Source organism: Paraburkholderia sp. J8-2 (genome assembly GCF_905220195.1).
GTDB lineage: Bacteria > Pseudomonadota > Gammaproteobacteria > Burkholderiales > Burkholderiaceae > Paraburkholderia.
Genome location: NZ_CAJMZA010000015.1, coordinates 131,418 through 152,286 on the forward strand (window position 1 = coordinate 131,418; position 20,869 = coordinate 152,286).

General features: G+C 62.6%; 19 protein-coding genes and 1 tRNA gene. All 20 read left to right on the plus strand.

Annotated features, from left to right (window positions below):
* Positions 1 to 171: 171 nt before the first annotated feature.
* The 20 genes from U5A52_RS27320 (at position 172) to U5A52_RS27415 (ending at position 20,867) form a co-directional block, all read left to right on the plus strand.
* Positions 172 to 1,422, plus strand: a complete 1,251-nt coding sequence (locus tag U5A52_RS27320) for a branched-chain amino acid ABC transporter substrate-binding protein (RefSeq protein ID WP_415765576.1) — start codon at positions 172 to 174, stop codon at positions 1,420 to 1,422.
* A gap of 151 nt (positions 1,423 to 1,573) precedes the next feature.
* Positions 1,574 to 1,843, plus strand: coding sequence for a 30S ribosomal protein S15 (gene rpsO / locus U5A52_RS27325; RefSeq protein ID WP_042271770.1), 270 nt, complete (start codon positions 1,574 to 1,576; stop codon positions 1,841 to 1,843).
* Positions 1,844 to 2,186: 343 nt separating this feature from the next.
* On the plus strand, positions 2,187 to 4,331 hold the full coding sequence (gene pnp, locus U5A52_RS27330; RefSeq protein ID WP_321914673.1) for a polyribonucleotide nucleotidyltransferase: 2,145 nt from the start codon (positions 2,187 to 2,189) through the stop codon (positions 4,329 to 4,331).
* Positions 4,332 to 4,491: 160 nt separating this feature from the next.
* Complete coding sequence (locus tag U5A52_RS27335) at positions 4,492 to 5,508, plus strand: NAD(P)H-quinone oxidoreductase (RefSeq protein ID WP_254343192.1); 1,017 nt, start codon at positions 4,492 to 4,494, stop codon at positions 5,506 to 5,508.
* A 153-nt stretch (positions 5,509 to 5,661) separates the two neighbouring features.
* Positions 5,662 to 6,444, plus strand: a complete 783-nt coding sequence (gene tpiA, locus U5A52_RS27340) for a triose-phosphate isomerase (RefSeq protein ID WP_321914672.1) — start codon at positions 5,662 to 5,664, stop codon at positions 6,442 to 6,444.
* 101 nt (positions 6,445 to 6,545) lie between these two features.
* Complete coding sequence (gene secG / locus U5A52_RS27345) at positions 6,546 to 6,959, plus strand: preprotein translocase subunit SecG (protein ID WP_321914671.1); 414 nt, start codon at positions 6,546 to 6,548, stop codon at positions 6,957 to 6,959.
* Positions 6,960 to 7,068: 109 nt separating this feature from the next.
* Positions 7,069 to 7,153 (plus strand) — tRNA-Leu (locus U5A52_RS27350).
* Between the two features lie 164 nt (positions 7,154 to 7,317).
* Positions 7,318 to 7,677 (plus strand): NADH-quinone oxidoreductase subunit A, encoded by a 360-nt coding sequence (gene ndhC, locus U5A52_RS27355; protein WP_321914670.1) that lies wholly within the window; start codon positions 7,318 to 7,320, stop codon positions 7,675 to 7,677.
* Between the two features lie 72 nt (positions 7,678 to 7,749).
* A complete protein-coding gene (locus U5A52_RS27360; RefSeq protein ID WP_027819582.1) occupies positions 7,750 to 8,229 on the plus strand; it encodes a NuoB/complex I 20 kDa subunit family protein in 480 nt (159 codons plus the stop codon).
* 22 nt (positions 8,230 to 8,251) lie between these two features.
* Positions 8,252 to 8,857 (plus strand): NADH-quinone oxidoreductase subunit C, encoded by a 606-nt coding sequence (locus U5A52_RS27365; RefSeq protein WP_321914668.1) that lies wholly within the window; start codon positions 8,252 to 8,254, stop codon positions 8,855 to 8,857.
* A 9-nt stretch (positions 8,858 to 8,866) separates the two neighbouring features.
* The gene (locus U5A52_RS27370) at positions 8,867 to 10,120 is read left to right on the plus strand and encodes an NADH-quinone oxidoreductase subunit D (RefSeq protein ID WP_133182092.1); all 1,254 of its coding nucleotides are present in this window, start codon (positions 8,867 to 8,869) and stop codon (positions 10,118 to 10,120) included.
* A 152-nt stretch (positions 10,121 to 10,272) separates the two neighbouring features.
* Positions 10,273 to 10,758 (plus strand): NADH-quinone oxidoreductase subunit NuoE, encoded by a 486-nt coding sequence (gene nuoE, locus U5A52_RS27375; protein ID WP_321914667.1) that lies wholly within the window; start codon positions 10,273 to 10,275, stop codon positions 10,756 to 10,758.
* A complete protein-coding gene (nuoF, locus tag U5A52_RS27380) occupies positions 10,755 to 12,083 on the plus strand; it encodes an NADH-quinone oxidoreductase subunit NuoF (protein ID WP_321914666.1) in 1,329 nt (442 codons plus the stop codon). The genes nuoE and nuoF overlap by 4 nt, the downstream gene beginning before the upstream one ends.
* Positions 12,084 to 12,184: 101 nt before the next feature.
* Complete coding sequence (gene nuoG / locus U5A52_RS27385; protein WP_321936849.1) at positions 12,185 to 14,518, plus strand: NADH-quinone oxidoreductase subunit NuoG; 2,334 nt, start codon at positions 12,185 to 12,187, stop codon at positions 14,516 to 14,518.
* Positions 14,519 to 15,583 carry an NADH-quinone oxidoreductase subunit NuoH gene (nuoH, locus tag U5A52_RS27390; protein WP_321914663.1) on the plus strand — a complete coding sequence of 355 codons (1,065 nt, stop codon included), beginning with the start codon at positions 14,519 to 14,521 and terminating at the stop codon, positions 15,581 to 15,583.
* Between the two features lie 15 nt (positions 15,584 to 15,598).
* Positions 15,599 to 16,087 (plus strand): NADH-quinone oxidoreductase subunit NuoI, encoded by a 489-nt coding sequence (gene nuoI / locus U5A52_RS27395; RefSeq protein ID WP_069265275.1) that lies wholly within the window; start codon positions 15,599 to 15,601, stop codon positions 16,085 to 16,087.
* 175 nt (positions 16,088 to 16,262) lie between these two features.
* Complete coding sequence (locus tag U5A52_RS27400) at positions 16,263 to 16,967, plus strand: NADH-quinone oxidoreductase subunit J (protein ID WP_321914661.1); 705 nt, start codon at positions 16,263 to 16,265, stop codon at positions 16,965 to 16,967.
* Between the two features lie 17 nt (positions 16,968 to 16,984).
* Positions 16,985 to 17,290, plus strand: a complete 306-nt coding sequence (nuoK, locus tag U5A52_RS27405) for an NADH-quinone oxidoreductase subunit NuoK (protein WP_006052894.1) — start codon at positions 16,985 to 16,987, stop codon at positions 17,288 to 17,290.
* A gap of 11 nt (positions 17,291 to 17,301) precedes the next feature.
* A complete protein-coding gene (gene nuoL, locus U5A52_RS27410; RefSeq protein WP_321936851.1) occupies positions 17,302 to 19,344 on the plus strand; it encodes an NADH-quinone oxidoreductase subunit L in 2,043 nt (680 codons plus the stop codon).
* Between the two features lie 23 nt (positions 19,345 to 19,367).
* The gene (locus tag U5A52_RS27415; RefSeq protein WP_321914659.1) at positions 19,368 to 20,867 is read left to right on the plus strand and encodes an NADH-quinone oxidoreductase subunit M; all 1,500 of its coding nucleotides are present in this window, start codon (positions 19,368 to 19,370) and stop codon (positions 20,865 to 20,867) included.
* Positions 20,868 to 20,869 lie beyond the last annotated feature (2 nt).

The following is a 20,869-nucleotide window of genomic DNA, read 5'->3' on the forward strand; positions in this document are numbered from 1 at the left end:
GCGGGCCGGGCCTGTCCGGTCAAGCGGTGGATCGCGGCCTTGCCGCCGCACCGCCTCGCGGCCTATGATCCGCGCTTCGAATGACAATCGGGCTGGCATCAAAAAATGAGAGAAAAGCGCATAACGGCACGCATGGCGCGTGCGGCAGCGGCCATGCTCACCATCGCGGCGATGGCGGCAGGGCTCGCGAGCGCAAACGGCGCACAGGTGGACGAGACGCCGACCGGCAAACCGATCCAGCTCGCGCTCATCGAAGGCATGTCCGGCCCGTTCGCGGACGCGGGCGCAGCTGTCGAGCGCAACCTGCGCTTCGGCGTCGAGCGGGTCAACGCGAGCGGCGGTGTCGCGCTGCGTGACGGGCGGCATCCGCTCGAACTGGTCACGCTCGACAGCAAGGGCAGCCCCGAGGCGGCGCTCGTGCAGTTGCGCATGGCGCAGGACCGCCGCATCGGCTATGTCATGCAGGGCAACAGCTCGGCGGTGGCGGCGGCGCTCGTGACGGCCATCGATCGCCAAAACGAGCGCGATCCGCAGAACCGTCAGATCTTCCTGAACTATTCCGCCGACGATCCCGCGCTCACGAACGCGAATTGCAGCTTCTGGCACTTCCGCTTCGACGCGCACGCGGGCATGCGCATGGACGCGCTGGCAGACGTCATCGCCGCGGACAAGTCGGTGAAGAAGGTGTATCTGCTCAACCAGGACTACAGCTTCGGCCACGACGTGAGCACGCTTGCTCGCGCCGCGCTCGCGAAGGACCGCCCGGACATCGCTATCGTCGGCGACGAGTTTCATCCCATCGGCCGCGTGAAGGACTTCGCGCCGTACATCGCGAAGATTCGCGCCGCGGGCGCCGATGCTGTCATCACCGGAAACTGGGGCAACGACCTCACGCTGCTCGTGAAGGCCGCGCGCGAGCAGGGGCTCGACGCGAAGTTCTACACGTTCTACGGCAACAGCCTCGGCGCGCCGGCGGCCCTGGGCGATGCGGGCGTGAAGCGCGTGATCGCGGTGGCCGACTGGCATCCGAACGTGGGCGGCGCGGCCTCCGATGCGTGGTACAAGGCGTTCCGCGCGCGCTACCCCGCGGCCAGGGACGACTACCCGGTGCTGCGCATGTCGATGATGGTGGAGATGCTCGCGCAGGCCATGACGAAGGCCGGCACGGCCGACCCCGAGGCGGTCGCGAAAGCGCTGGAAGGCATGCGCTTCAAAGGCGAGGAGGCCGGCTTTCACCCCATGTGGATGCGCGCAGACGATCACCAGGCGATTCAGCCCCTTTATGTCATGGAAATGGACAAGCAGGGCACGCCCGGCGTGCGTTTCGACAACGAAGGCGCAGGCTACGGCTTTCGCACGGTGCTGGCGCTGCCCGCGGAGCGCACCGTGCCCGCCACGGTCTGCCAGATGAAGCGGCCTTGACGGCGCGCCTTACAAGCGGGTTCGCGGCAAATCGGGGCTGTGCTACAATACGCCCCTTGCTGCGAACCCGCGGCAAGCAATCGTAGTGAGAACCAAGCCACGGCACGGCCTTTCTTCCGTGACCGCTCGTTTGTTTTAAAGGAAAAGCAAAATGTCCGTAGCAGATATCAAGAAGTCCGACGTCGTCGCGCAATTCGCGCGCGGCACCAACGACACGGGATCGCCCGAAGTTCAGGTTGCGCTCCTGACGTCGCGTATCAACGAACTGACCTCGCACTTCAAGTCGCACGCGAAGGATCACCACAGCCGCCGCGGTCTGCTGCGCATGGTGAGCCGCCGCCGTAAGCTGCTCGACTACCTGAAGGGCAAGGACGCCGACCGTTACCGCGCGCTCATCGAAAAGCTGGGTCTGCGTAAGTAATCGGAAGGTCTTCCGCAAAGATGCCTGTGTCAGTTCCGCTGATGCAGGCATTTTGTTTTTGAACGGTGCGCTTCATGCTGCTTTTCAAGTCGTCTTGATGCGATAAACGCCGGTTCGAAAACATCAGGCAACACCACGTAGCACCAGCAGTACAAGCAGCAGGGCCGGGCCACGGGGCAGAGCTTTGTGTCATTCCAGCAGATCGTGAGCGGCGATGCGCCGCAACCTCGCGCTTCGCTGGAATGGCATAACACTCCTCTTCCTGCGCGGTGCCGGAGCCTGTCTTGCCGCATCGTCCGCGTGTGCGGGCGGTGCATAACAAATGAGTAAGGAGTGAGTGACCATGACCATGTTCAATAAAGTCGTGAAGGAATTCAAATGGGGCCAGCACAACGTGCGCCTCGAAACGGGTGAAATCGCCCGTCAGGCCAGCGGTGCTGTCATCGTCGACGTCGAAGACACCGTCGTGCTCGCGACCGTCGTCGGCGCGAAGACCGCCAAGCCGGGTCAGGACTTCTTCCCGCTCACCGTCGACTACATCGAAAAGACCTATTCGGCCGGCAAGATCCCGGGCGGCTTCTTCCGCCGTGAAGGCCGTCCGTCGGAAGGCGAAACGCTGATCTCGCGCCTGATCGACCGTCCGCTGCGCCCGCTCTTCCCGGAAGGCTATTACAACGAAGTCCAGGTCGTGATCCACGTCCTGTCGATCAACCCGGAAATCCCGGCTGACATCCCCGCGCTGATCGGCGCGTCGGCTGCGCTGGCCATTTCGGGTCTGCCGTTCAACGGCCCGGTGGGCGCCGCACGCGTGGCCTACATCAACAACGAGTACGTGCTGAACCCGACGCGCGCGCAGATCAAGGACTCGCGCCTCGACCTCGTCGTGGCCGGTACCGAGCGTGCGGTGCTGATGGTGGAGTCGGAAGCCGACCAGCTGCCGGAAGACGTGATGCTCGGCGCGGTCGTGTTCGGCCACGAGCAAATGCAAACCGCCATCGACGCGATCCACGAACTGGTGCGTGACGGCGGCAAGCCCGAGTGGGACTGGACGCCGGCGCCGAAGGACGAAGCGCTCATCGCGCGCGTCACGGCTATCGCCAACGACAGCCTGCTCGCCGCTTACCAACTGCGCGACAAGCAACAGCGTTCGACCAAGCTGAAGGAAGTCTACGCAGCCACGTCGGCCAAGCTCGAAGAAGAAGCCGCTGCGGCCGGCACGACGGCGGCCGACAAGGCCACGGTCGGCAACATCGTGTTCGACCTCGAAGCGAAGATCGTCCGTTCGCAGATCCTGAACGGCGAGCCGCGTATCGACGGCCGCGACACGCGCACCGTGCGCCCGATCGAGATCCGCACGGGCGTTCTGCCGCGTACCCACGGTTCGGCGCTGTTCACGCGTGGCGAAACGCAGGCGCTGGTCGTGGCGACGCTCGGCACCAAGGGCGACGAGCAGATCATCGACGCGCTCGAAGGCGAGTACCGCGACCGCTTCATGCTCCACTACAACATGCCTCCGTTCGCGACCGGCGAAACGGGCCGCGTGGGTTCGCCCAAGCGCCGTGAAATCGGCCACGGCCGTCTGGCAAAGCGCGCGCTCGTCGCGTGCCTGCCGAGCGCCGAAGAGTTCGGTTACTCGATCCGCGTGGTCTCGGAAATCACCGAGTCGAACGGTTCGTCGTCGATGGCTTCGGTGTGCGGCGGCTGCCTCGCGCTGATGGACGCCGGCGTGCCGATGAAGGCGCACGTCGCGGGTATCGCGATGGGCCTGATCCTCGAAGGCAATAAGTTCGCCGTGCTGACCGACATCCTCGGCGACGAAGATCACCTCGGCGACATGGACTTCAAGGTGGCGGGTACGGAAGCTGGCGTGACCGCGCTGCAGATGGACATCAAGATCCAGGGCATCACGAAGGAAATCATGCAGGTCGCCCTCGCGCAAGCGAAGGAAGGCCGTATGCACATCCTCGGCAAGATGACCTCGGCGGTGTCGGGCGTGAACACGGAGCTGTCGGCGTACGCTCCGCGCATGATCACCATCAAGATCAACCCGGAAAAGATCCGCGACGTGATCGGCAAGGGCGGTTCGGTGATCCGTGCGCTGACGGAAGAAACCGGCACGACCATCGACATTTCGGACGACGGCGTCGTGACCATCGCTTCGACGTCGAGCGAAGGCATGGCCGAAGCGAAGAAGCGCATCGAGAACATCACGGCCGAAATCGAAGTGGGCCAGGTGTACGAAGGCGCGGTCCTCAAGCTGCTGGACTTCGGCGCGATCGTGAACCTGCTGCCGGGCAAGGATGGTCTGCTGCACATCTCCGAGATCGCCAACGAGCGTATCAAGGACATCAACGACTATCTGAAGGAAGGCCAGGTCGTGAAGGTCAAGGTCATCCAGACGGACGAGAAGGGCCGCGTGCGCCTGTCCGCCAAGGCACTGCTCAACGAGCAGGCGAATGGCGCACCGCAGGGCGAGCCGCAGCAGTAAGGCAGTAAGCTCCAACGGCCGGCAGCGTGCATAACGCGCCGGCCGTTTTTCATGACAATGAGGGTGAATGGCAGTGCGCACACGTCAATCGTGCCGCATGCGTACTGCCATTCAGATGGAGGCGCCCAGATTGGGGCGCGAGGCGCTGAGGAGACGCGAGATGAAGGCTGTCGAGATTACGGAATTCGGTGCGCCGGACGTGCTCAAGCTGGCCGAACGGCCAACCCCTGAGCCGAAGGCCGGCGAGGTGCTGATCAAGGTGAGCGCCTCGGGCGTGAACCGTCCCGACGTGTTCCAGCGCAAGGGCTCGTATGCGCCTCCGCCGGGCATTTCCGACCTGCCGGGGCTCGAGGTCGCGGGCGAGATCGTTGGCGGCTCGATCGATGAGAAGAACAATCCGTTCGGGCTGAAGATTGGCGACCGGGTGTGCGCGCTGATCGCTGGCGGCGGTTACGCCGAATACGCGGTTGCGCCGCTCGGGCAATGCCTGCCGGTGCCGAAGGGGCTCACGGATGTCGAGGCGGCCTCGCTGCCCGAAACCTTCTTCACGGTCTGGAGCAACGTATTCCAGCGCGCCTACCTCGGCCAGGGCGAGGGCGGCGAAAACGAGACGCTGCTCGTGCAAGGCGGCTCGAGCGGCATCGGCGTGACGGCGATCCAGATCGCGCATGCCCTTGGCTTTCGCGTGTTCGCCACCGCAGGTTCCGACGACAAGTGTCATGCCTGTGAGGCGCTTGGCGCCGACCGCGCCATCAACTACCGCACCAGCGATTTCGTCGAGGTCGTGAAGGCGCTCACGAACGACCGCGGCGTAGATGTGATTCTCGACATGGTCGCCGGCGGCTATGTGGCGCGCGAGCTTTCCGCGCTCGCGACCGGTGGCCGCATCGTGCTGATCGCGACGCTCGGCGGCTCCAAGGCCGAACTCAACATGGGCGAGATCCTGCGCCGCCGGCTCACGGTGACCGGTTCGACACTGCGCGCACGCTCGGTGGAGTTCAAGGCGCAGATTGCTCAGGAACTCAAGGCGAAGGTCTGGCCCCTCATCGAAGAGGGTCGTATCAAACCCGTCGTGTTCCGCGTATTTCCGGCCGCGCAGGCCGCCGAAGCCCATGCGTTGATGGAAAGCAGCGAGCATATCGGCAAGATCATGCTCGACTGGAGCAGCGCGGCCTGACGGCATATCGGCGCGGGCGAATCGCTCGCGCTTGATTTTTCGGGATTTTTTTCGCGTATTTTTTGTGTGTCGCAGGCGGGGCGGTTTGACCCGCCTGGATTTCACGCAGTAAAATTATGTGTTTTGCGTCCGCTTTTAACAGCAACCGGAACAATGACGAAACAACGATCGAAGCTCGTAGTCGGTAACTGGAAGATGCATGGCCGCCTCGCGGCCAATGCGGCACTGCTGGAAGGCGTTGCGCGCGGTGCGCAGGCGCTGGCCCCGGACGTGCATGTCGGTGTGTGTGTGCCGTTTCCGTATCTCGCGCAGGCGCAGGCGCTGCTCGGCGGCAGCCGGGTTCAGTGGGGTGCGCAGGACGTTTCGGCGCACGAGCAGGGTGCCTATACGGGCGAGGTCGCGGCAGGCATGATCGCCGACTTCGAATCGGCTTTTGCGATCGTTGGTCACTCGGAACGTCGCGCTTATCACGGCGAAAGCTCCGAACTCGTCGCCGTGAAGACGCAGCGCGCGCTGGCGGCGGGCCTCACGCCTATCGTCTGCGTGGGCGAGACGCTCGAAGAACGCGAATCGGGTGCAACCGAGCGCGTGGTCGGCGCACAGATCGATGCGGTGCTGGCCGTGCTGTCGGTTGAAGAAGCGGCGCGTATCGTCGTCGCTTACGAGCCGGTCTGGGCGATCGGCACGGGCAAGAGCGCAAGCTCGGAGCAGGCCCAGCAGGTGCATGCGTTCCTGCGCGCGCGCCTCGCCGCCAAGGGCGCGCAAGTGGCGGACGTGCCGCTGCTCTACGGCGGCAGCGTGAAGCCGGAAAATGCGGCGGAGCTCTTCCGTCAGGCCGACATCGACGGTGGCCTGATCGGCGGTGCGTCGCTCAAAGCGGGTGATTTCCTTGCGATCTGCGCGGCCGCTACGGCGGGCGCCAGCGTCGCGAGCTAAAGGCTTGCGCACGAAGCATTCGAAATAAAACGCGTCGTGCGGGCTGCTAATGCGTTTGCTCCGGGAGGGGCGGGCGTTCAACCAGGACTCAGGTGAGTGTGATGCTGTATTTGAAAACGTTGATTATCGTCGTCCAGCTTCTGTCGGCGCTCGGGGTGATCGGCCTCGTCTTGCTGCAGCACGGCAAAGGCGCGGACATGGGTGCCGCTTTTGGCAGCGGCGCGTCGGGCAGCCTGTTCGGCGCGAGCGGTTCCGCGAACTTCCTTTCGCGTACTACCGCAGTTCTCGCAACGGTGTTTTTCGTATCGACCCTTGCGTTAACTTACCTGGGGTCGTATCATGCGAAGCCTTCGGCGGGCGTGCTTGGCGCTTCGGTTCCAGCCCCGGCGCAGGTGAATTCGGCCTCGGCGCCAGCTGCTTCGGCGGCGGTTGCATCGGCTCCTGGCGCGACCGCCGCGGCGGCGGCTTCGCCGGCTGCAGCAGCCTCGCAACCGGGTAACGACGTTCCGAAATAAATTTGAAAAACTTGTTTTGTGCGTTGAACAAAGAACGGAAACAAGTTAGAATCTAAGTCTTGAAGCGATTCGCGGGTTGCAATAATTGTTGTCCCGGATTGCATGCAGTGCCGACGTGGTGAAATTGGTAGACACGCTATCTTGAGGGGGTAGTGGCGAAAGCTGTGCGAGTTCGAGTCTCGCCGTCGGCACCAATGTTATCTAAAAAATGCCAGCCGCTTGCTTCAGCTTCGGCTGGCATTTTTGCTTCTTACGTCGTGTTCGTTTTCTGTTCGCAGCGCGAAGTACGTGAAGTGATTCCCGCGGAGCGATGCAAGTTCCAGCGGAACCTCAGAACCAACCGATATAGAGGATAGCCTTGAACCTCGCTGCCTATTTCCCCGTCCTTCTGTTCCTCCTCGTAGGTCTTGGTCTGGGCGTAGCGCTAGTGACGATCGGCAAGGTCCTCGGTCCCAACCGACCAGACAGCGAAAAAAATTCGCCGTACGAGTGCGGCTTCGAAGCCTTCGAAGACGCCCGAATGAAGTTCGACGTACGCTACTACCTGGTCGCCATTCTTTTCATCATCTTCGACCTCGAAACCGCGTTCCTGTTTCCGTGGGGTGTGGCCCTGCGCGATATCGGCTGGCCGGGCTTTCTGTCGATGATGCTGTTTCTGCTCGAATTCCTGCTGGGCTTTGCCTACATCTGGAAGAAGGGCGGTCTCGACTGGGAATAATGGGTTAATCGCCGGATTGTATGGGCGGCACTGCGGGGAAACTGTGGGCTGTCCGTCTGGAGTGGAAAGCACATGAGTATCGAAGGGGTCTTGAAGGAAGGGTTTGTCACCACCACGGCTGACAAGCTGATCAACTGGACGCGCACCGGCTCGCTGTGGCCGATGACGTTCGGTTTGGCGTGTTGCGCGGTCGAGATGATGCACGCGGGCGCGGCCCGTTATGACCTTGACCGTTTCGGCGTGGTGTTCCGTCCGAGCCCGCGTCAGTCGGACGTCATGATCGTCGCCGGCACGCTGTGCAACAAGATGGCGCCCGCGCTGCGCAAGGTCTACGACCAGATGGCCGAGCCGCGCTGGGTCATTTCGATGGGGTCGTGCGCCAACGGCGGCGGCTACTACCACTATTCGTATTCGGTCGTGCGCGGCTGTGATCGCATCGTGCCGGTCGACGTTTATGTGCCGGGATGCCCGCCGACAGCGGAAGCCCTGGTCTACGGGGTGATCCAGTTGCAGGCGAAGATTCGCCGCACCAGCACCATCGCCCGTCAATAAAGGCCGCGTGCCTCCCCACAATATGGCAAGCAAACTCGAGACCCTGAAAGCGAACCTCGAAGCGGCCCTTGGCGCGCGCATCGTCAGCCTCACCGAGGCGCTCGGCGAACTGACGCTCGTCGTCAAGGCAGGCGAATCCCTCGCGGTGGCCAAGGAGCTGCGCGACAATCCCTCGCTGCGCTTCGAGCAACTGATCGACCTGTGCGGCGTCGACTATCAGACCTTCGGTGACGGCGCATGGGAAGGCCCGCGCTTCGCCGCGGTGTCGCATCTGCTCTCGCTCGCGAACAACTGGCGCGTGCGTCTGCGCGTGTTCGCGCCGGACGACGAAGTGCCTATCGTGCCCTCGCTCGTCGAGATCTGGAATTCGGCCAACTGGTACGAGCGCGAGGCGTTCGACCTGTTCGGCATCGTCTTCGAAGGCCACCCCGACCTGCGCCGCATCCTGACCGACTACGGTTTCATCGGCCACCCGTTCCGCAAGGACTTCCCGGTTTCGGGCTATGTCGAAATGCGTTACGACCCGGAGCAGAAGCGCGTGGTCTACCAGCCCGTCACGATCGAGCCGCGCGAGATCACGCCGCGTGTGATCCGCGAAGATCGCTACGGCGGTCTGAAGAAACACTAAGAGGGTCGCATGTCAGAGATCAAGAACTACACGCTCAACTTCGGCCCGCAGCACCCGGCAGCGCACGGTGTGCTGCGCCTCGTGCTCGAGCTCGACGGTGAAGTGATCCAGCGCGCCGATCCGCACATCGGTCTGCTGCATCGCGCGACGGAAAAGCTCGCCGAAAGCAAGACGTTCATCCAGTCGGTGCCGTACATGGACCGTCTCGACTACGTGTCGATGATGGTCAACGAGCACGGCTATGTACTTGCCATCGAAAAGCTGCTCGGCATCGAAGTGCCGATTCGCGCGAAGTACATCCGTGTGCTGTTCGACGAAGTCACGCGCGTGCTGAACCACCTCATGTGGATCGGCTCGCATGCACTCGACGTCGGCGCGATGGCGGTGTTCCTCTACGCGTTCCGCGAGCGCGAAGACCTGATGGACGTCTATGAGGCGGTCTCGGGCGCGCGCATGCACGCGGCTTACTATCGTCCGGGCGGCGTGTATCGCGATCTGCCGGACGCGATGCCGCAATACAAGGCGTCGAAGATCCACAACGAGAAGGCGCTCGCCCGCATGAACGAGGCGCGCCAGGGCTCGGTGCTGGACTTCATCGACGACTTCTTCACGCGCTTCCCGGGTTGTGTCGACGAGTACGAAACGCTCCTCACCGACAACCGTATCTGGAAGCAGCGCCTGGTAGGCATCGGCGTGGTGAGCCCCGAGCGCGCCATGCAGCTGGGCCTCACGGGCGCGATGCTGCGCGGTTCGGGCATCGAGTGGGATCTGCGCAAGAAGCAACCGTATGAAGTCTACGACCAGATGGACTTCGACATTCCGGTGGGCGTGAACGGCGACTGCTACGACCGCTATCTCGTGCGCGTCGAAGAAATGCGCCAGTCCACACGCATTGCGAAACAGTGCATTGAGTGGCTGCGCAAGAATCCGGGCCCCGTGATGATCGACAATCACAAGGTTGCGCCGCCTTCGCGCGTGAACATGAAGTCGAACATGGAAGAGCTGATTCACCACTTCAAGCTCTTTACGGAAGGCTTCCACGTGCCCGAAGGCGAGGCGTACGCTGCCGTCGAACATCCGAAGGGTGAATTCGGCATCTACCTGGTGTCAGATGGTGCGAACAAGCCTTATCGTCTGAAGATCCGTGCGCCGGGTTATGCCCACCTGTCCGCGCTCGATGAAATGGCGCGCGGCCACATGATTGCCGACGCGGTCACGATCATCGGCACACAGGACATCGTGTTCGGTGAGATTGATCGCTAAGCAGCAAACTGGCAGTGCGCCCGGTGAAGAAGGGCGCTCTGCGAAATACCGGGAACGCCACGTCCGTCGCAGCGAGCAGGTTGGCTAACGCGCGGCGGGTGTTTGTGTGGCGGGAATAGAAACGGTAGGAATTGAAAGAGTCGTGTCTGAAAATGATCTCAGCTGAAGGCCTGAAAGAAATCGATCGCGCGTTGACGAAGTACCCCGCCGATCAGCGACAGTCCGCCGTGATGGCGGCTTTGGCCGTGGCTCAAGAAGAGCATGGCTGGCTGTCCCCCGAAATCATGCAGTTCGTGGCCGAGTACATCGGCATGCCGCCTGTCGCGGTCCAGGAAGTTGCCACGTTCTACACGATGTTCGAGACGAGGCCTGTCGGCAAGCACAAGATCACGCTCTGTACGAATCTGCCGTGCCAGCTCGGCCCGGAAGGCGGCTCGGAAAGCGCCGCCGAATACCTGAAGCAGAAGCTCGGTATCGACTTCGGCGAAACCACGCCCGACGGCAAGTTCACCTTGAAAGAAGGTGAGTGCATGGGCGCCTGCGGCGATGCACCGGTGATGCTCGTGAACAATCACCGCATGTGCAGCTTCATGAGCCGCGCGAAGATCGACCAGCTGCTCGAGGAGCTTTCGAAATGACTTCGTTGCACGACCGTCACATCAAACCGCTGATTCTCGCGGGCCTCAACGGCGAGAACTGGCATCTCGAAGACTACGTCGCGCGCGGCGGCTACAAGCAGCTGCGCCGTATTCTCGAAGAAAAGATTCCGCCTGAGCAGGTGATCGCCGACGTGAAGGCGAGCGGTCTGCGCGGCCGCGGCGGTGCGGGCTTCCCGACGGGCCTGAAGTGGAGCTTCATGCCGCGCCAGTTCCCGGGGCAGAAGTATCTCGTCTGCAACTCGGACGAGGGTGAGCCGGGCACGTTCAAGGACCGCGACATCCTGCGCTGGAATCCGCATAGCGTGATCGAAGGCATGGCCATCGGCGCGTACGCGATGGGCATCACCGTGGGCTACAACTACATCCACGGCGAAATTTTCGAGGTGTATCGCCGCTTCGAGGCTGCGCTGGAAGAAGCGCGCCAGGCGGGCTATCTCGGCGACAACATTCTCGGCACGGACTTCTCGTTCCAGCTGCACGCTCACCATGGCTATGGCGCGTACATCTGCGGCGAGGAAACCGCGCTGCTGGAGTCGCTCGAAGGCAAGAAGGGCCAGCCGCGCTTCAAGCCGCCGTTCCCGGCGAGCTTCGGCGTGTACGGCAAGCCCACGACGATCAACAACACCGAGACTTTCGCCGCGGTGCCGTTCCTGCTGACCGTGGGTCCGCAGACGTACATGGAGCTCGGCAAGCCGAACAACGGCGGCACGAAGATCTTCTCGATCTCGGGCGACGTGGAGCGTCCGGGCAACTACGAGATCCCGCTCGGCACCCCGTTCGCGACGCTCATGGAGCTCGCCGGCGGTGTGCGCGGCGGCAAGAAGCTGAAGGCTGTGATTCCGGGCGGCTCGTCGGCGCCGGTCATTCCGGGCGACCTGATGATGCAGACCGACATGGACTATGACGCCATCGCCAAGCAGGGCTCGATGCTCGGCTCGGGCGCGGTCATCGTCATGGACGAAACGCGTTGCATGGTGCGCTCGCTGCTGCGCCTCTCGTACTTCTATTACGAAGAGTCGTGCGGCCAGTGCACGCCGTGCCGCGAAGGCACGGGCTGGCTGTATCGCGTGGTGAACCGCATCGAGCACGGCGAGGGCCGCCAGGAAGACCTGGACCTGCTGAACTCGGTGGCCGGCAACATCATGGGCCGCACGATCTGCGCGCTCGGCGACGCGGCAGCCATGCCGGTGCGCGGCATGCTCAAGCACTACTGGGACGAATTCGAATATCACGTGCACAACAAGCGTTGTCTCGTCGGCGGTCATGCCGGCTCGCACGCGGCCTCGGAAACGGTGGCCGCCTAAGGGGCGAAGGACAGTGTGTTGTGTTCGAACCGCGTAGCACGACGCAACGGGGTAGACCGCTGTGAAATTGAGCGGCAACAGGTTAGGGACGATTAACCATCATGGTTGAACTTGAAATAGACGGCAAGAAGGTGCAGGTGCCCGAGGGCAGCATGGTGATCCAGGCTGCTCAGCGCGTGGACACGTACATCCCGCACTTCTGCTATCACAAGAAGCTCTCCATCGCGGCCAACTGCCGGATGTGTCTCGTCGATGTCGAGAAGATGCCGAAGGCCGTGCCCGCGTGCGCGACGCCGGTGTCGCAAGGCATGGTCGTGCGCACCATGTCGGACAAGGCTGTGCAGGGTCAGCAAGCCGTGATGGAATTCCTGCTGATCAACCACCCGCTCGACTGCCCGATCTGCGATCAGGGCGGCGAATGCCAGCTTCAGGATCTGGCCGTCGGTTACGGCAAGTCCGCCTCGCGCTACAGCGAAGAAAAGCGCGTGGTGTTCCACAAGAACGTCGGTCCGCTCATCTCGATGGAAGAGATGTCGCGCTGCATCCACTGCACGCGCTGCGTGCGCTTCGGCGACGAAATCGCCGGCGTGATGGAGCTGGGCATGCTCGGCCGCGGCGAGCACTCGGAAATCACCTCGTTCGTCGGCAAGACGGTCGACTCGGAACTCTCGGGCAACATGATCGACCTGTGCCCGGTCGGCGCGCTCACGAGCAAGCCGTTCCGCTTCTCGGCGCGTACGTGGGAACTGTCGCGTCGCAAGTCGGTAAGCCCGCATGACGCGACGGGTGCGAACCTCGTCGTGCAGGTGAAGAACAACCGCGTGATGCGCGTGCTGCCGTTCGAGAACGAATCCATCAACGAATGCTGGATCTCGGACAAGGACCGCTTCTCGTATGAAGGCCTGAACAGCGAAGAGCGTCTCACGCGCCCGATGATCAAGCAGGGCGGTGAGTGGATCGAGACCGACTGGCAGACCGCGCTGGAATACGTCGTCAAGGGCATCAAGGGCATTTGCGACGAGCACGGCGAGAACCAGCTTGCGCTGCTCGCAAGCCCGCACAGCACGCTCGAAGAACTGTATCTCGCGAAGCAGTTCGCGGACGCGATCGGCACGCCGAACGTCGACTTCCGCCTGCGCCAGAGCGACTTCTCGGCGCCGCTGGAAGGCGCGCCGTGGCTCGGCACGAAGATCGCCGAACTCTCGTACGCCGACTCGGCGTTCGTGATCGGCTCGTTCCTGCGCCGCGATCACGCGTTGTTCGCCGCGCGTCTGCGCCAGGCCGCGAAGGGCGGTGCACAGGTCAGCTTCCTGCAAGCCACGGCTGACGGCTCGTTGATCCCGAACGCGCAGCGCATCGTCGCCGCGCCCTCGGCATGGCTCGACGAACTTGCTGCAATCGCAGCGGCTGTTGCGCAAGCGAAGGGCGTGGCGTTGCCGGAAGGCTTCGCAGGCGCACAGGCCACTGAAGCCGCTAAGCAAGTTGCCGCCTCGCTCGCGAGCGGCGAACGCCGCTACGTCCTGCTCGGCAACGCTGCGGTTCAGCATCCGGAATTCTCGCGCCTGCATGCCGCTGCGCAGTTCATCGCCGAAACGACGGGCGCGACGCTTGGCTTCCTCACGGAAACGGCCAACACGGTTGGCGCGCACATTGCCGGCGCTCTGCCGGGCCGCGACGGCCTCAACGCGCGCGAAGCGTTCGAGCAGCCGCGCAAGGGCTATCTGCTTTTCAACGTCGAACCGGAGTTCGACACGGCAAACCCGGCAGCCGCGCGCGCCGCGCTCGCGCAGGCCGAAATGGTCGCCGTGTTCTCGCCGTACAAGACGGGCCTCGACTACGCGGACGTGCTGCTGCCGATCGCGCCGTACACGGAAACCTCGGGTACGTTCATCAACGCCGAAGGCACGGCTCAGACGTTCAACGGCGTCGTGCGCCCGCTCGGCGACACGCGTCCGGCGTGGAAGGTCCTGCGCGTGCTCGGCACGCTGCTGGGCGCGAAGGGCTTCGAGTACGACACGGCTGAAGAAGTGCGCCGCAAGGCAATCGGCGACGGCAGCTTCGAAGGCCGTCTGTCGAACAAGGCCAGCGCTACGATTGCGCGCGGCAGCCTCGCGAAAGCCGCGGAAGGCCGCTTCGAACGCATCGCCGACGTGCCGATTTACCACGCCGATCCCATCGTGCGCCGCGGCGAAGCGCTGCAGCTCACCACGGCTGCCCGCGTGGCGAACGCGATCGGCCTGCCGGCGGCATACTTCGACCAGCTCGGCCTGAAGGAAGGCGACGCCGTGCGCGTGCGCCAGGGCGATCTGTCGGTGACGGCGCCTGCAACGCGCGATGCGAATCTTGCGCCGACGGTGGTGCGCGTGTCGGCGGCGACGCCTGCCGGTGCGCAACTCGGCAGCCTGTTCGGTGAACTGCTGGTGGAGAAGGCGTAAATGAGCTTGTTCGATACGATCAATGCAGGCGGCAGCCAACTGCTCGGCGTGGCCTGGCCCACCGTGTGGGCACTGGTGCGCATTCTCGTCGTCGCGGTGGTGATCCTGCTGTGCGTCGCGTACCTGATCCTCTGGGAGCGCAAGCTGATTGGCTGGATGCACGTGCGTCTCGGTCCGAACCGCGTGGGCCCGGCAGGTCTGCTGCAGCCGATCGCCGACGTGCTGAAGCTGCTCCTGAAGGAAGTGATTCAGCCTGCGCAGGCAAGCCGCTGGATCTACATGGTCGCGCCGATCATGGTGGTGGTGCCGGCCTTCGCGGTCTGGGCGGTGATTCCGTTCCAGGCGGGCGCGGTGCTCGGCGACATCAACGCGGGCCTGCTCTACGCGATGGCGATCTCGTCGATCGGCGTCTACGGCGTGATTCTCGCGGGCTGGGCCTCGAACTCGAAGTACGCGTTCCTCGGCGCCATGCGCGCCGCGGCGCAGATGGTGTCGTACGAAATTTCGATGGGCTTCGCGCTCGTCGTCGTGCTGATGGTGTCGGGCAGCCTGAATCTTTCGGTGATCGTCGAAGGCCAGATGCGCGGCATGTTCGCGAGCTGGGGCATCACGTTCCTCTCGTGGAACTGGCTGCCGCTGTTGCCGATGTTCGTCGTCTACTTCATCTCGGGCCTTGCCGAAACGAACCGCCACCCGTTCGACGTGGTGGAAGGGGAGTCGGAAATCGTCGCGGGTCACATGATCGATTACTCGGGTATGGCGTTCGCGCTGTTCTTCCTCGCCGAGTACATCAACATGATCGTGATCTCGGCGCTCGCCTCGGTGCTGTTCCTCGGCGGCTGGAGCGCCCCGTTCGCGTTCCTCGACTTCATCCCGGGCGTGTTCTGGCTGGTGCTGAAGGTCTTCTGCCTGCTGTCGGTTTTCATCTGGGCCCGCGCGACGTTCCCGCGCTATCGCTATGACCAGATCATGCGTCTCGGCTGGAAGGTGTTCATTCCGGTGTGCATCGTGTGGCTGATCGTGGTCGGCTTCTGGTACATGTCGCCGTTGAGCATCTGGAAATAAGGGGCGAACACAACCATGAACGCTATCCAAAACTTCTTCAAGACGTTTTTCCTGACCGAACTGCTCAAGGGCCTCGCGCTGACGGGTCGTTACACGTTCAAGCGCAAGTTCACGGTGCAGTTTCCGGAAGAAAAGACGCCTATTTCCCCGCGTTTTCGCGGTCTGCATGCGCTGCGCCGCTATGAAAATGGCGAAGAGCGCTGCATCGCGTGCAAGCTGTGCGAGGCCGTGTGCCCCGCGCTCGCGATCACGATCGAATCGGAAGTGCGCGAGGACAACACGCGCCGCACGACGCGTTACGACATCGACCTGACCAAGTGCATCTTCTGCGGTTTCTGCGAAGAGAGCTGCCCGGTCGACTCGATCGTCGAAACGCACATTCTCGAGTATCACGGCGAGAAGCGCGGCGATCTGTATTTCACGAAGGATATGCTGCTGGCCGTTGGCGATCGCTATGAAGCCCAGATCGCGGCGAACAAGGCAGCGGATGCACCGTACCGTTGATCTTTCAGTTTGACGCTGCATCGGCCCGCGGTCCGGGCCGGCTGTGGGGAACGCGTGTGCTGAACGCCCGCGCTTTACCGCAGCCTGACCGCCGCGGCGCGACGCTCCCTGGTCTGGCCGCCAGTTTGCGCCGCGCAATCCGCTTCACGAAGGCCTCAACGATGAACCAGTAATCATGGAATTCACGACCGTCCTGTTCTACATCTTCGCGCTGCTGCTCACGCTGTCAGGGCTGAAGGTGATCACTTCGCGCAATCCTGTTGCGTCTGCGCTCTTCCTCGTGCTCGCGTTCTTCAACGCGGCCGCGATCTGGATGCTGCTCGAGGCTGAATTCCTCGCGATCCTGCTGGTGCTCGTCTATGTGGGCGCGGTGATGGTGCTGTTCCTGTTCGTGGTGATGATGCTGGACATCAACATCGACGTGCTGAGCCGCGACTTCAAGCGCTTCATCCCGGTGGCGACCATCGTGGGCGCGATCATCGTGATCGAAACCGCGCTGATCCTGTGGCACGGCTACGGCGCGACGAGCACGCCGGTGCCTGACACCACGCCGGCTGCCGCCGCCGCGATCTCGAACGCGCACCTGATCGGCAAGATCATCTACACCGACTACATCTTCGCCTTCGAAGTCGCCGGCCTCGTGCTGCTGGTGGCGATCGTCGCGGCCATCGCGCTGACCGTGCGCGAGCCGAAAGATTCGAAGCGCCAGGACGTGTCGAAGCAGGTCAGCGTGCGTCGCCAGGACCGCGTGCGCCTCGTGAAGATGCAGCCGGTCGTCGAAGTGCCGGAGCCGGCGGAACCGGCGCAAGCCGAAGCCGGGGCTGCGCCCGCGGCAGGCGCGAGCGCCGCACCCGCGGCTGCACCGGCAACGAAGAGCTAAGCGCGAAGGAGCGAACCATGCTGACACTGGCCCATTACCTCGTCCTCGGCGCGATCCTTTTTGCGATCTCGATCGTTGGCATTTTTCTCAATCGGCGCAACGTCATCATCATCCTGATGGCGATTGAGCTGATGCTGTTGGCGGTGAACACGAACTTCGTCGCGTTCTCGCATTACCTCGGTGACGTTCACGGACAGATTTTCGTGTTCTTCGTGCTAACTGTTGCGGCAGCGGAAGCCGCGATTGGTCTGGCTATTCTTGTGACTCTGTTCCGCAGCCTCGACACGATCAACGTCGAGGACCTCGATCAGCTCAAAGGCTAAGGCAGGCTGCTATGGCAACAACACTCAACGAAACCTTATTGCTGGCGATCCCGCTGGCGCCACTCGCCGGTTCTCTCATTGCCGGTTTGTTCGGCAAGACGGTCGGGCGCGCGGGCGCGCATACGGTGACCATTCTTGGCGTCGCGATTGCGTTCGTGCTGTCGTGCATCACGTTGTTCGACGTGATGGGCGGTGCGAGCTTCAACGCTACGGTCTACGAATGGATGTCGGTAGGCGGCCTGAAGTTCGAAGTCGGCTTCCTCATCGACTCGTTGACGGCGCTCATGATGGTCGTCGTGACCTTCGTGTCGCTGATGGTCCACATCTACACGATCGGCTACATGGCGGAAGAAGAGGGCTACCAGCGCTTCTTCTCGTACATCGCGCTCTTCACGTTCTCGATGCTGATGCTCGTGATGAGCAACAACTTCCTGCAGCTGTTCTTCGGCTGGGAAGCGGTGGGTCTCGTCTCGTACCTGCTGATCGGCTTCTACTTCAAGCGTGAAAGCGCCATCTACGCGAACATGAAGGCGTTCCTCGTGAACCGCGTGGGCGACTTCGGCTTCCTGCTCGGCATCGGCCTGCTGCTCGCGTACGGCGGCTCGCTGAACTACAACGACATCTTCGCGCGGGGTCATGAGCTCTCCGCGCTGACGTTCCCGGGCACCTCGTGGAACCTGCTCACCGTTGCGTGTATTTGCCTGTTCATCGGCGCGATGGGTAAGTCGGCGCAGTTCCCGCTGCACGTCTGGCTCCCGGACTCGATGGAAGGCCCGACGCCGATCTCCGCGCTGATTCACGCGGCAACCATGGTGACGGCCGGTATCTTCATGGTCGCGCGCATGTCGCCGCTGTTCGAGCTTTCGGAAACGGCACTTTCGTTCATCGTTGTGATCGGCGCTATCACCGCGCTCTTCATGGGTTTCCTTGGCGTCGTGCAAAACGACATCAAGCGCGTGGTCGCGTACTCCACGCTCTCGCAGCTCGGCTACATGACGGTCGCGCTCGGCGTGTCGGCTTACCCGGTCGCGATCTTCCACCTGATGACGCACGCGTTCTTCAAGGCGCTGCTGTTCCTCGGCGCGGGTTCGGTCATCATCGGCATGCACCACGACCAGGACATGCGCAACATGGGCGGCCTGCGCAAGTACATGCCCATTACGTGGATCACGTCGCTCGTCGGTTCGCTCGCGCTGATCGGCACGCCGTTCTTCTCGGGCTTCTACTCGAAGGATTCGATCATCGACGCCGTGAAGCTCTCGCACCTGCCGGGTTCGGGCTTCGCGTACTTCGCAGTGGTGGCAAGCGTGTTCGTCACGGCGCTGTACTCGTTCCGCATGTACTTCCTCGTGTTCCACGGTGAAGAGCGCTTCCGCGGTCCGAAGCATCCCGAATCGCCGATGGCGATCGAAGCCGCCCACGGGCATGGCCATGGCCACGACGAACACCACGTGCACGTGCCGCACGAGTCGCCGTGGGTCATCTGGGTGCCGCTCGTTCTGCTCGCGATCCCCTCGGTGATCGCCGGTGCGTTCGCGATCCAGCCGCTGCTCTTCGGTGACTTCTTCTCGCATGGCGTGGCGTTCCAGAACGTCATCTTCGTTGGCGAGAACCACGAAGCGCTCGCGGAAATGGGCAAGGAATTCCAGGGCTGGGCCGCGATGGGCGCGCATGCGTTCTCGGGTCTGCCGGTGTGGCTCGCACTCGCGGGTGTGGTGGTGGCGTGGTTCTTCTACATGAAGCGCCCGGATCTGCCGACCGTCGTGTCGCGTACGTTCGCGCCGGTCTACAAGCTGCTGGCAAACGCGTATTACCTCGACAAGATCAACGAAATCGTCTTCGCTCGCGGAGCAGTCGCTATCGGTCGCGGTCTGTGGAAGGAGGGCGATGTCGTCGTGATCGACGGCGTCGTAAACGGGAGCGCCAAGTTTATCGGCTGGTTTGCAACTGTCATTCGTTTCCTGCAATCCGGCTATATCTACCACTACGCATTTGCCATGATTATTGGCATGCTTGGCCTCCTCACCCTGTTTGTAACGCTCAGCGGCAAATAAGGCAAAATAAGACGAGGAAACGCATGCACGCAACTCCGATTCTCAGTATTGCGATCTGGATGCCGATCGTATTCGGCATCATCGTTCTTGTAGTGGGTTCCCGTCGGAATCCGAGTGCGGACCGCTGGCTCGCACTCATCGGTTCGGTGCTTAGTTTCCTCGTCACCATCCCGCTCGTTACGGGCTTCGATACGACTACGGCTTCGCTGCAATTCGAGGAGAAGACGGTCTGGATCGAGCGGTTCAACATTGCGTATCACCTGGGCGTCGACGGCATTGCGATGTGGTTCGTCGTGCTCACGGCGCTCATCACCGTGATCGTCGTGATCGCGGGCTGGCAGGTCATTACGAAGAACGTCGCGCAGTATTACGCGTCGTTCCTCATCCTGTCGGGCATCATGATCGGCGTTTTCTGCGCCGCCGACGGCCTGTTGTTCTACGTGTTCTTTGAAGCCACGCTCATTCCGATGTACATCATCATCGGCGTGTGGGGCGGACCGAACCGTGTGTACGCAGCGTTCAAGTTCTTTCTCTACACGCTGGCCGGTTCGCTGCTCATGCTGGTCGCGTTGCTGTACCTGTACCGCATTACCGGGACCTTCGACCTCGCCTCGTGGCAGGCCGCGAAGATCGCCATGACGCCGCAGATCCTGTTGTTCGTCGCGTTCTTCTTCGCGTTTGCCGTCAAGGTGCCGATGTGGCCGGTCCACACGTGGTTGCCGGACGCGCACGTCGAAGCGCCCACGGGCGGCTCGGTCGTGCTGGCCGCGATCATGCTCAAGCTCGGCGCGTACGGTTTCCTGCGTTTCTCGCTGCCGGTCACACCGGACGCGAGTCACTACCTGGCGCCGGTCATCATCACGCTGTCCTTGATCGCTGTGATCTACATCGGCCTCGTGGCGATGGTGCAGTCGGACATGAAAAAGCTGGTCGCGTATTCGTCGATCGCCCACATGGGCTTCGTCACGCTCGGCTTCTTTATGTTCGGCCCGTCGAGCCAGCTCGCGATGGAAGGCGGGATCATCCAGATGATCTCGCACGGCTTCGTCTCGGGCGCCATGTTCCTGTGCATCGGTGTGCTGTATGACCGTATGCACACACGCGATATCGCGGACTACGGCGGTGTGGTCAACACCATGCCGAAGTTCGCGGCGCTGGTCATGCTGTTCGCCATGGCCAACTGCGGTCTGCCGGGCACCTCTGGATTCGTCGGCGAATTCATGGTGATTCTGGCTGCCGTGAAGTACAACTTCTGGATCGCTTTCGGGGCGGCGTTCACGCTGATCCTGGGCGCGGCCTATACGTTGTGGATGTACAAGCGGGTGTACTTCGGCGCCGTCGCGAACGACCATGTTCGCGAGCTGAAGGACATCAACAGTCGCGAATACTTCATGCTTGCGGTGCTCGCGCTGTTTACGCTTTTCATGGGCATCTACCCGAAGCCCTTTACCGATGTGATGCACGTTTCCGTGGAAAACCTCCTCTCCCACGTCGCAGTGTCGAAACTGCCGCTGTCACAGTAATA

Excerpts from the sequence above, each read along its gene's own strand:
- U5A52_RS27320 (WP_415765576.1), top strand. The coding sequence starts at position 172 with ATGGCGGCAGGGCTCGCGAGCGCAAACGGCGCACAGGTGGACGAGACG.
- rpsO (WP_042271770.1), top strand. The coding sequence starts at position 1,574 with ATGTCCGTAGCAGATATCAAGAAGTCCGACGTCGTCGCGCAATTCGCG.
- pnp (WP_321914673.1), top strand. The coding sequence starts at position 2,187 with ATGACCATGTTCAATAAAGTCGTGAAGGAATTCAAATGGGGCCAGCAC.
- U5A52_RS27335 (WP_254343192.1), top strand. The coding sequence starts at position 4,492 with ATGAAGGCTGTCGAGATTACGGAATTCGGTGCGCCGGACGTGCTCAAG.
- tpiA (WP_321914672.1), top strand. The coding sequence starts at position 5,662 with ATGACGAAACAACGATCGAAGCTCGTAGTCGGTAACTGGAAGATGCAT.
- secG (WP_321914671.1), top strand. The coding sequence starts at position 6,546 with ATGCTGTATTTGAAAACGTTGATTATCGTCGTCCAGCTTCTGTCGGCG.
- U5A52_RS27360 (WP_027819582.1), top strand. The coding sequence starts at position 7,750 with ATGAGTATCGAAGGGGTCTTGAAGGAAGGGTTTGTCACCACCACGGCT.
- U5A52_RS27365 (WP_321914668.1), top strand. The coding sequence starts at position 8,252 with ATGGCAAGCAAACTCGAGACCCTGAAAGCGAACCTCGAAGCGGCCCTT.
- U5A52_RS27370 (WP_133182092.1), top strand. The coding sequence starts at position 8,867 with ATGTCAGAGATCAAGAACTACACGCTCAACTTCGGCCCGCAGCACCCG.
- nuoE (WP_321914667.1), top strand. The coding sequence starts at position 10,273 with ATGATCTCAGCTGAAGGCCTGAAAGAAATCGATCGCGCGTTGACGAAG.
- nuoF (WP_321914666.1), top strand. The coding sequence starts at position 10,755 with ATGACTTCGTTGCACGACCGTCACATCAAACCGCTGATTCTCGCGGGC.
- nuoG (WP_321936849.1), top strand. The coding sequence starts at position 12,185 with ATGGTTGAACTTGAAATAGACGGCAAGAAGGTGCAGGTGCCCGAGGGC.
- nuoH (WP_321914663.1), top strand. The coding sequence starts at position 14,519 with ATGAGCTTGTTCGATACGATCAATGCAGGCGGCAGCCAACTGCTCGGC.
- nuoI (WP_069265275.1), top strand. The coding sequence starts at position 15,599 with ATGAACGCTATCCAAAACTTCTTCAAGACGTTTTTCCTGACCGAACTG.
- U5A52_RS27400 (WP_321914661.1), top strand. The coding sequence starts at position 16,263 with ATGGAATTCACGACCGTCCTGTTCTACATCTTCGCGCTGCTGCTCACG.
- nuoK (WP_006052894.1), top strand. The coding sequence starts at position 16,985 with ATGCTGACACTGGCCCATTACCTCGTCCTCGGCGCGATCCTTTTTGCG.
- nuoL (WP_321936851.1), top strand. The coding sequence starts at position 17,302 with ATGGCAACAACACTCAACGAAACCTTATTGCTGGCGATCCCGCTGGCG.
- U5A52_RS27415 (WP_321914659.1), top strand. The coding sequence starts at position 19,368 with ATGCACGCAACTCCGATTCTCAGTATTGCGATCTGGATGCCGATCGTA.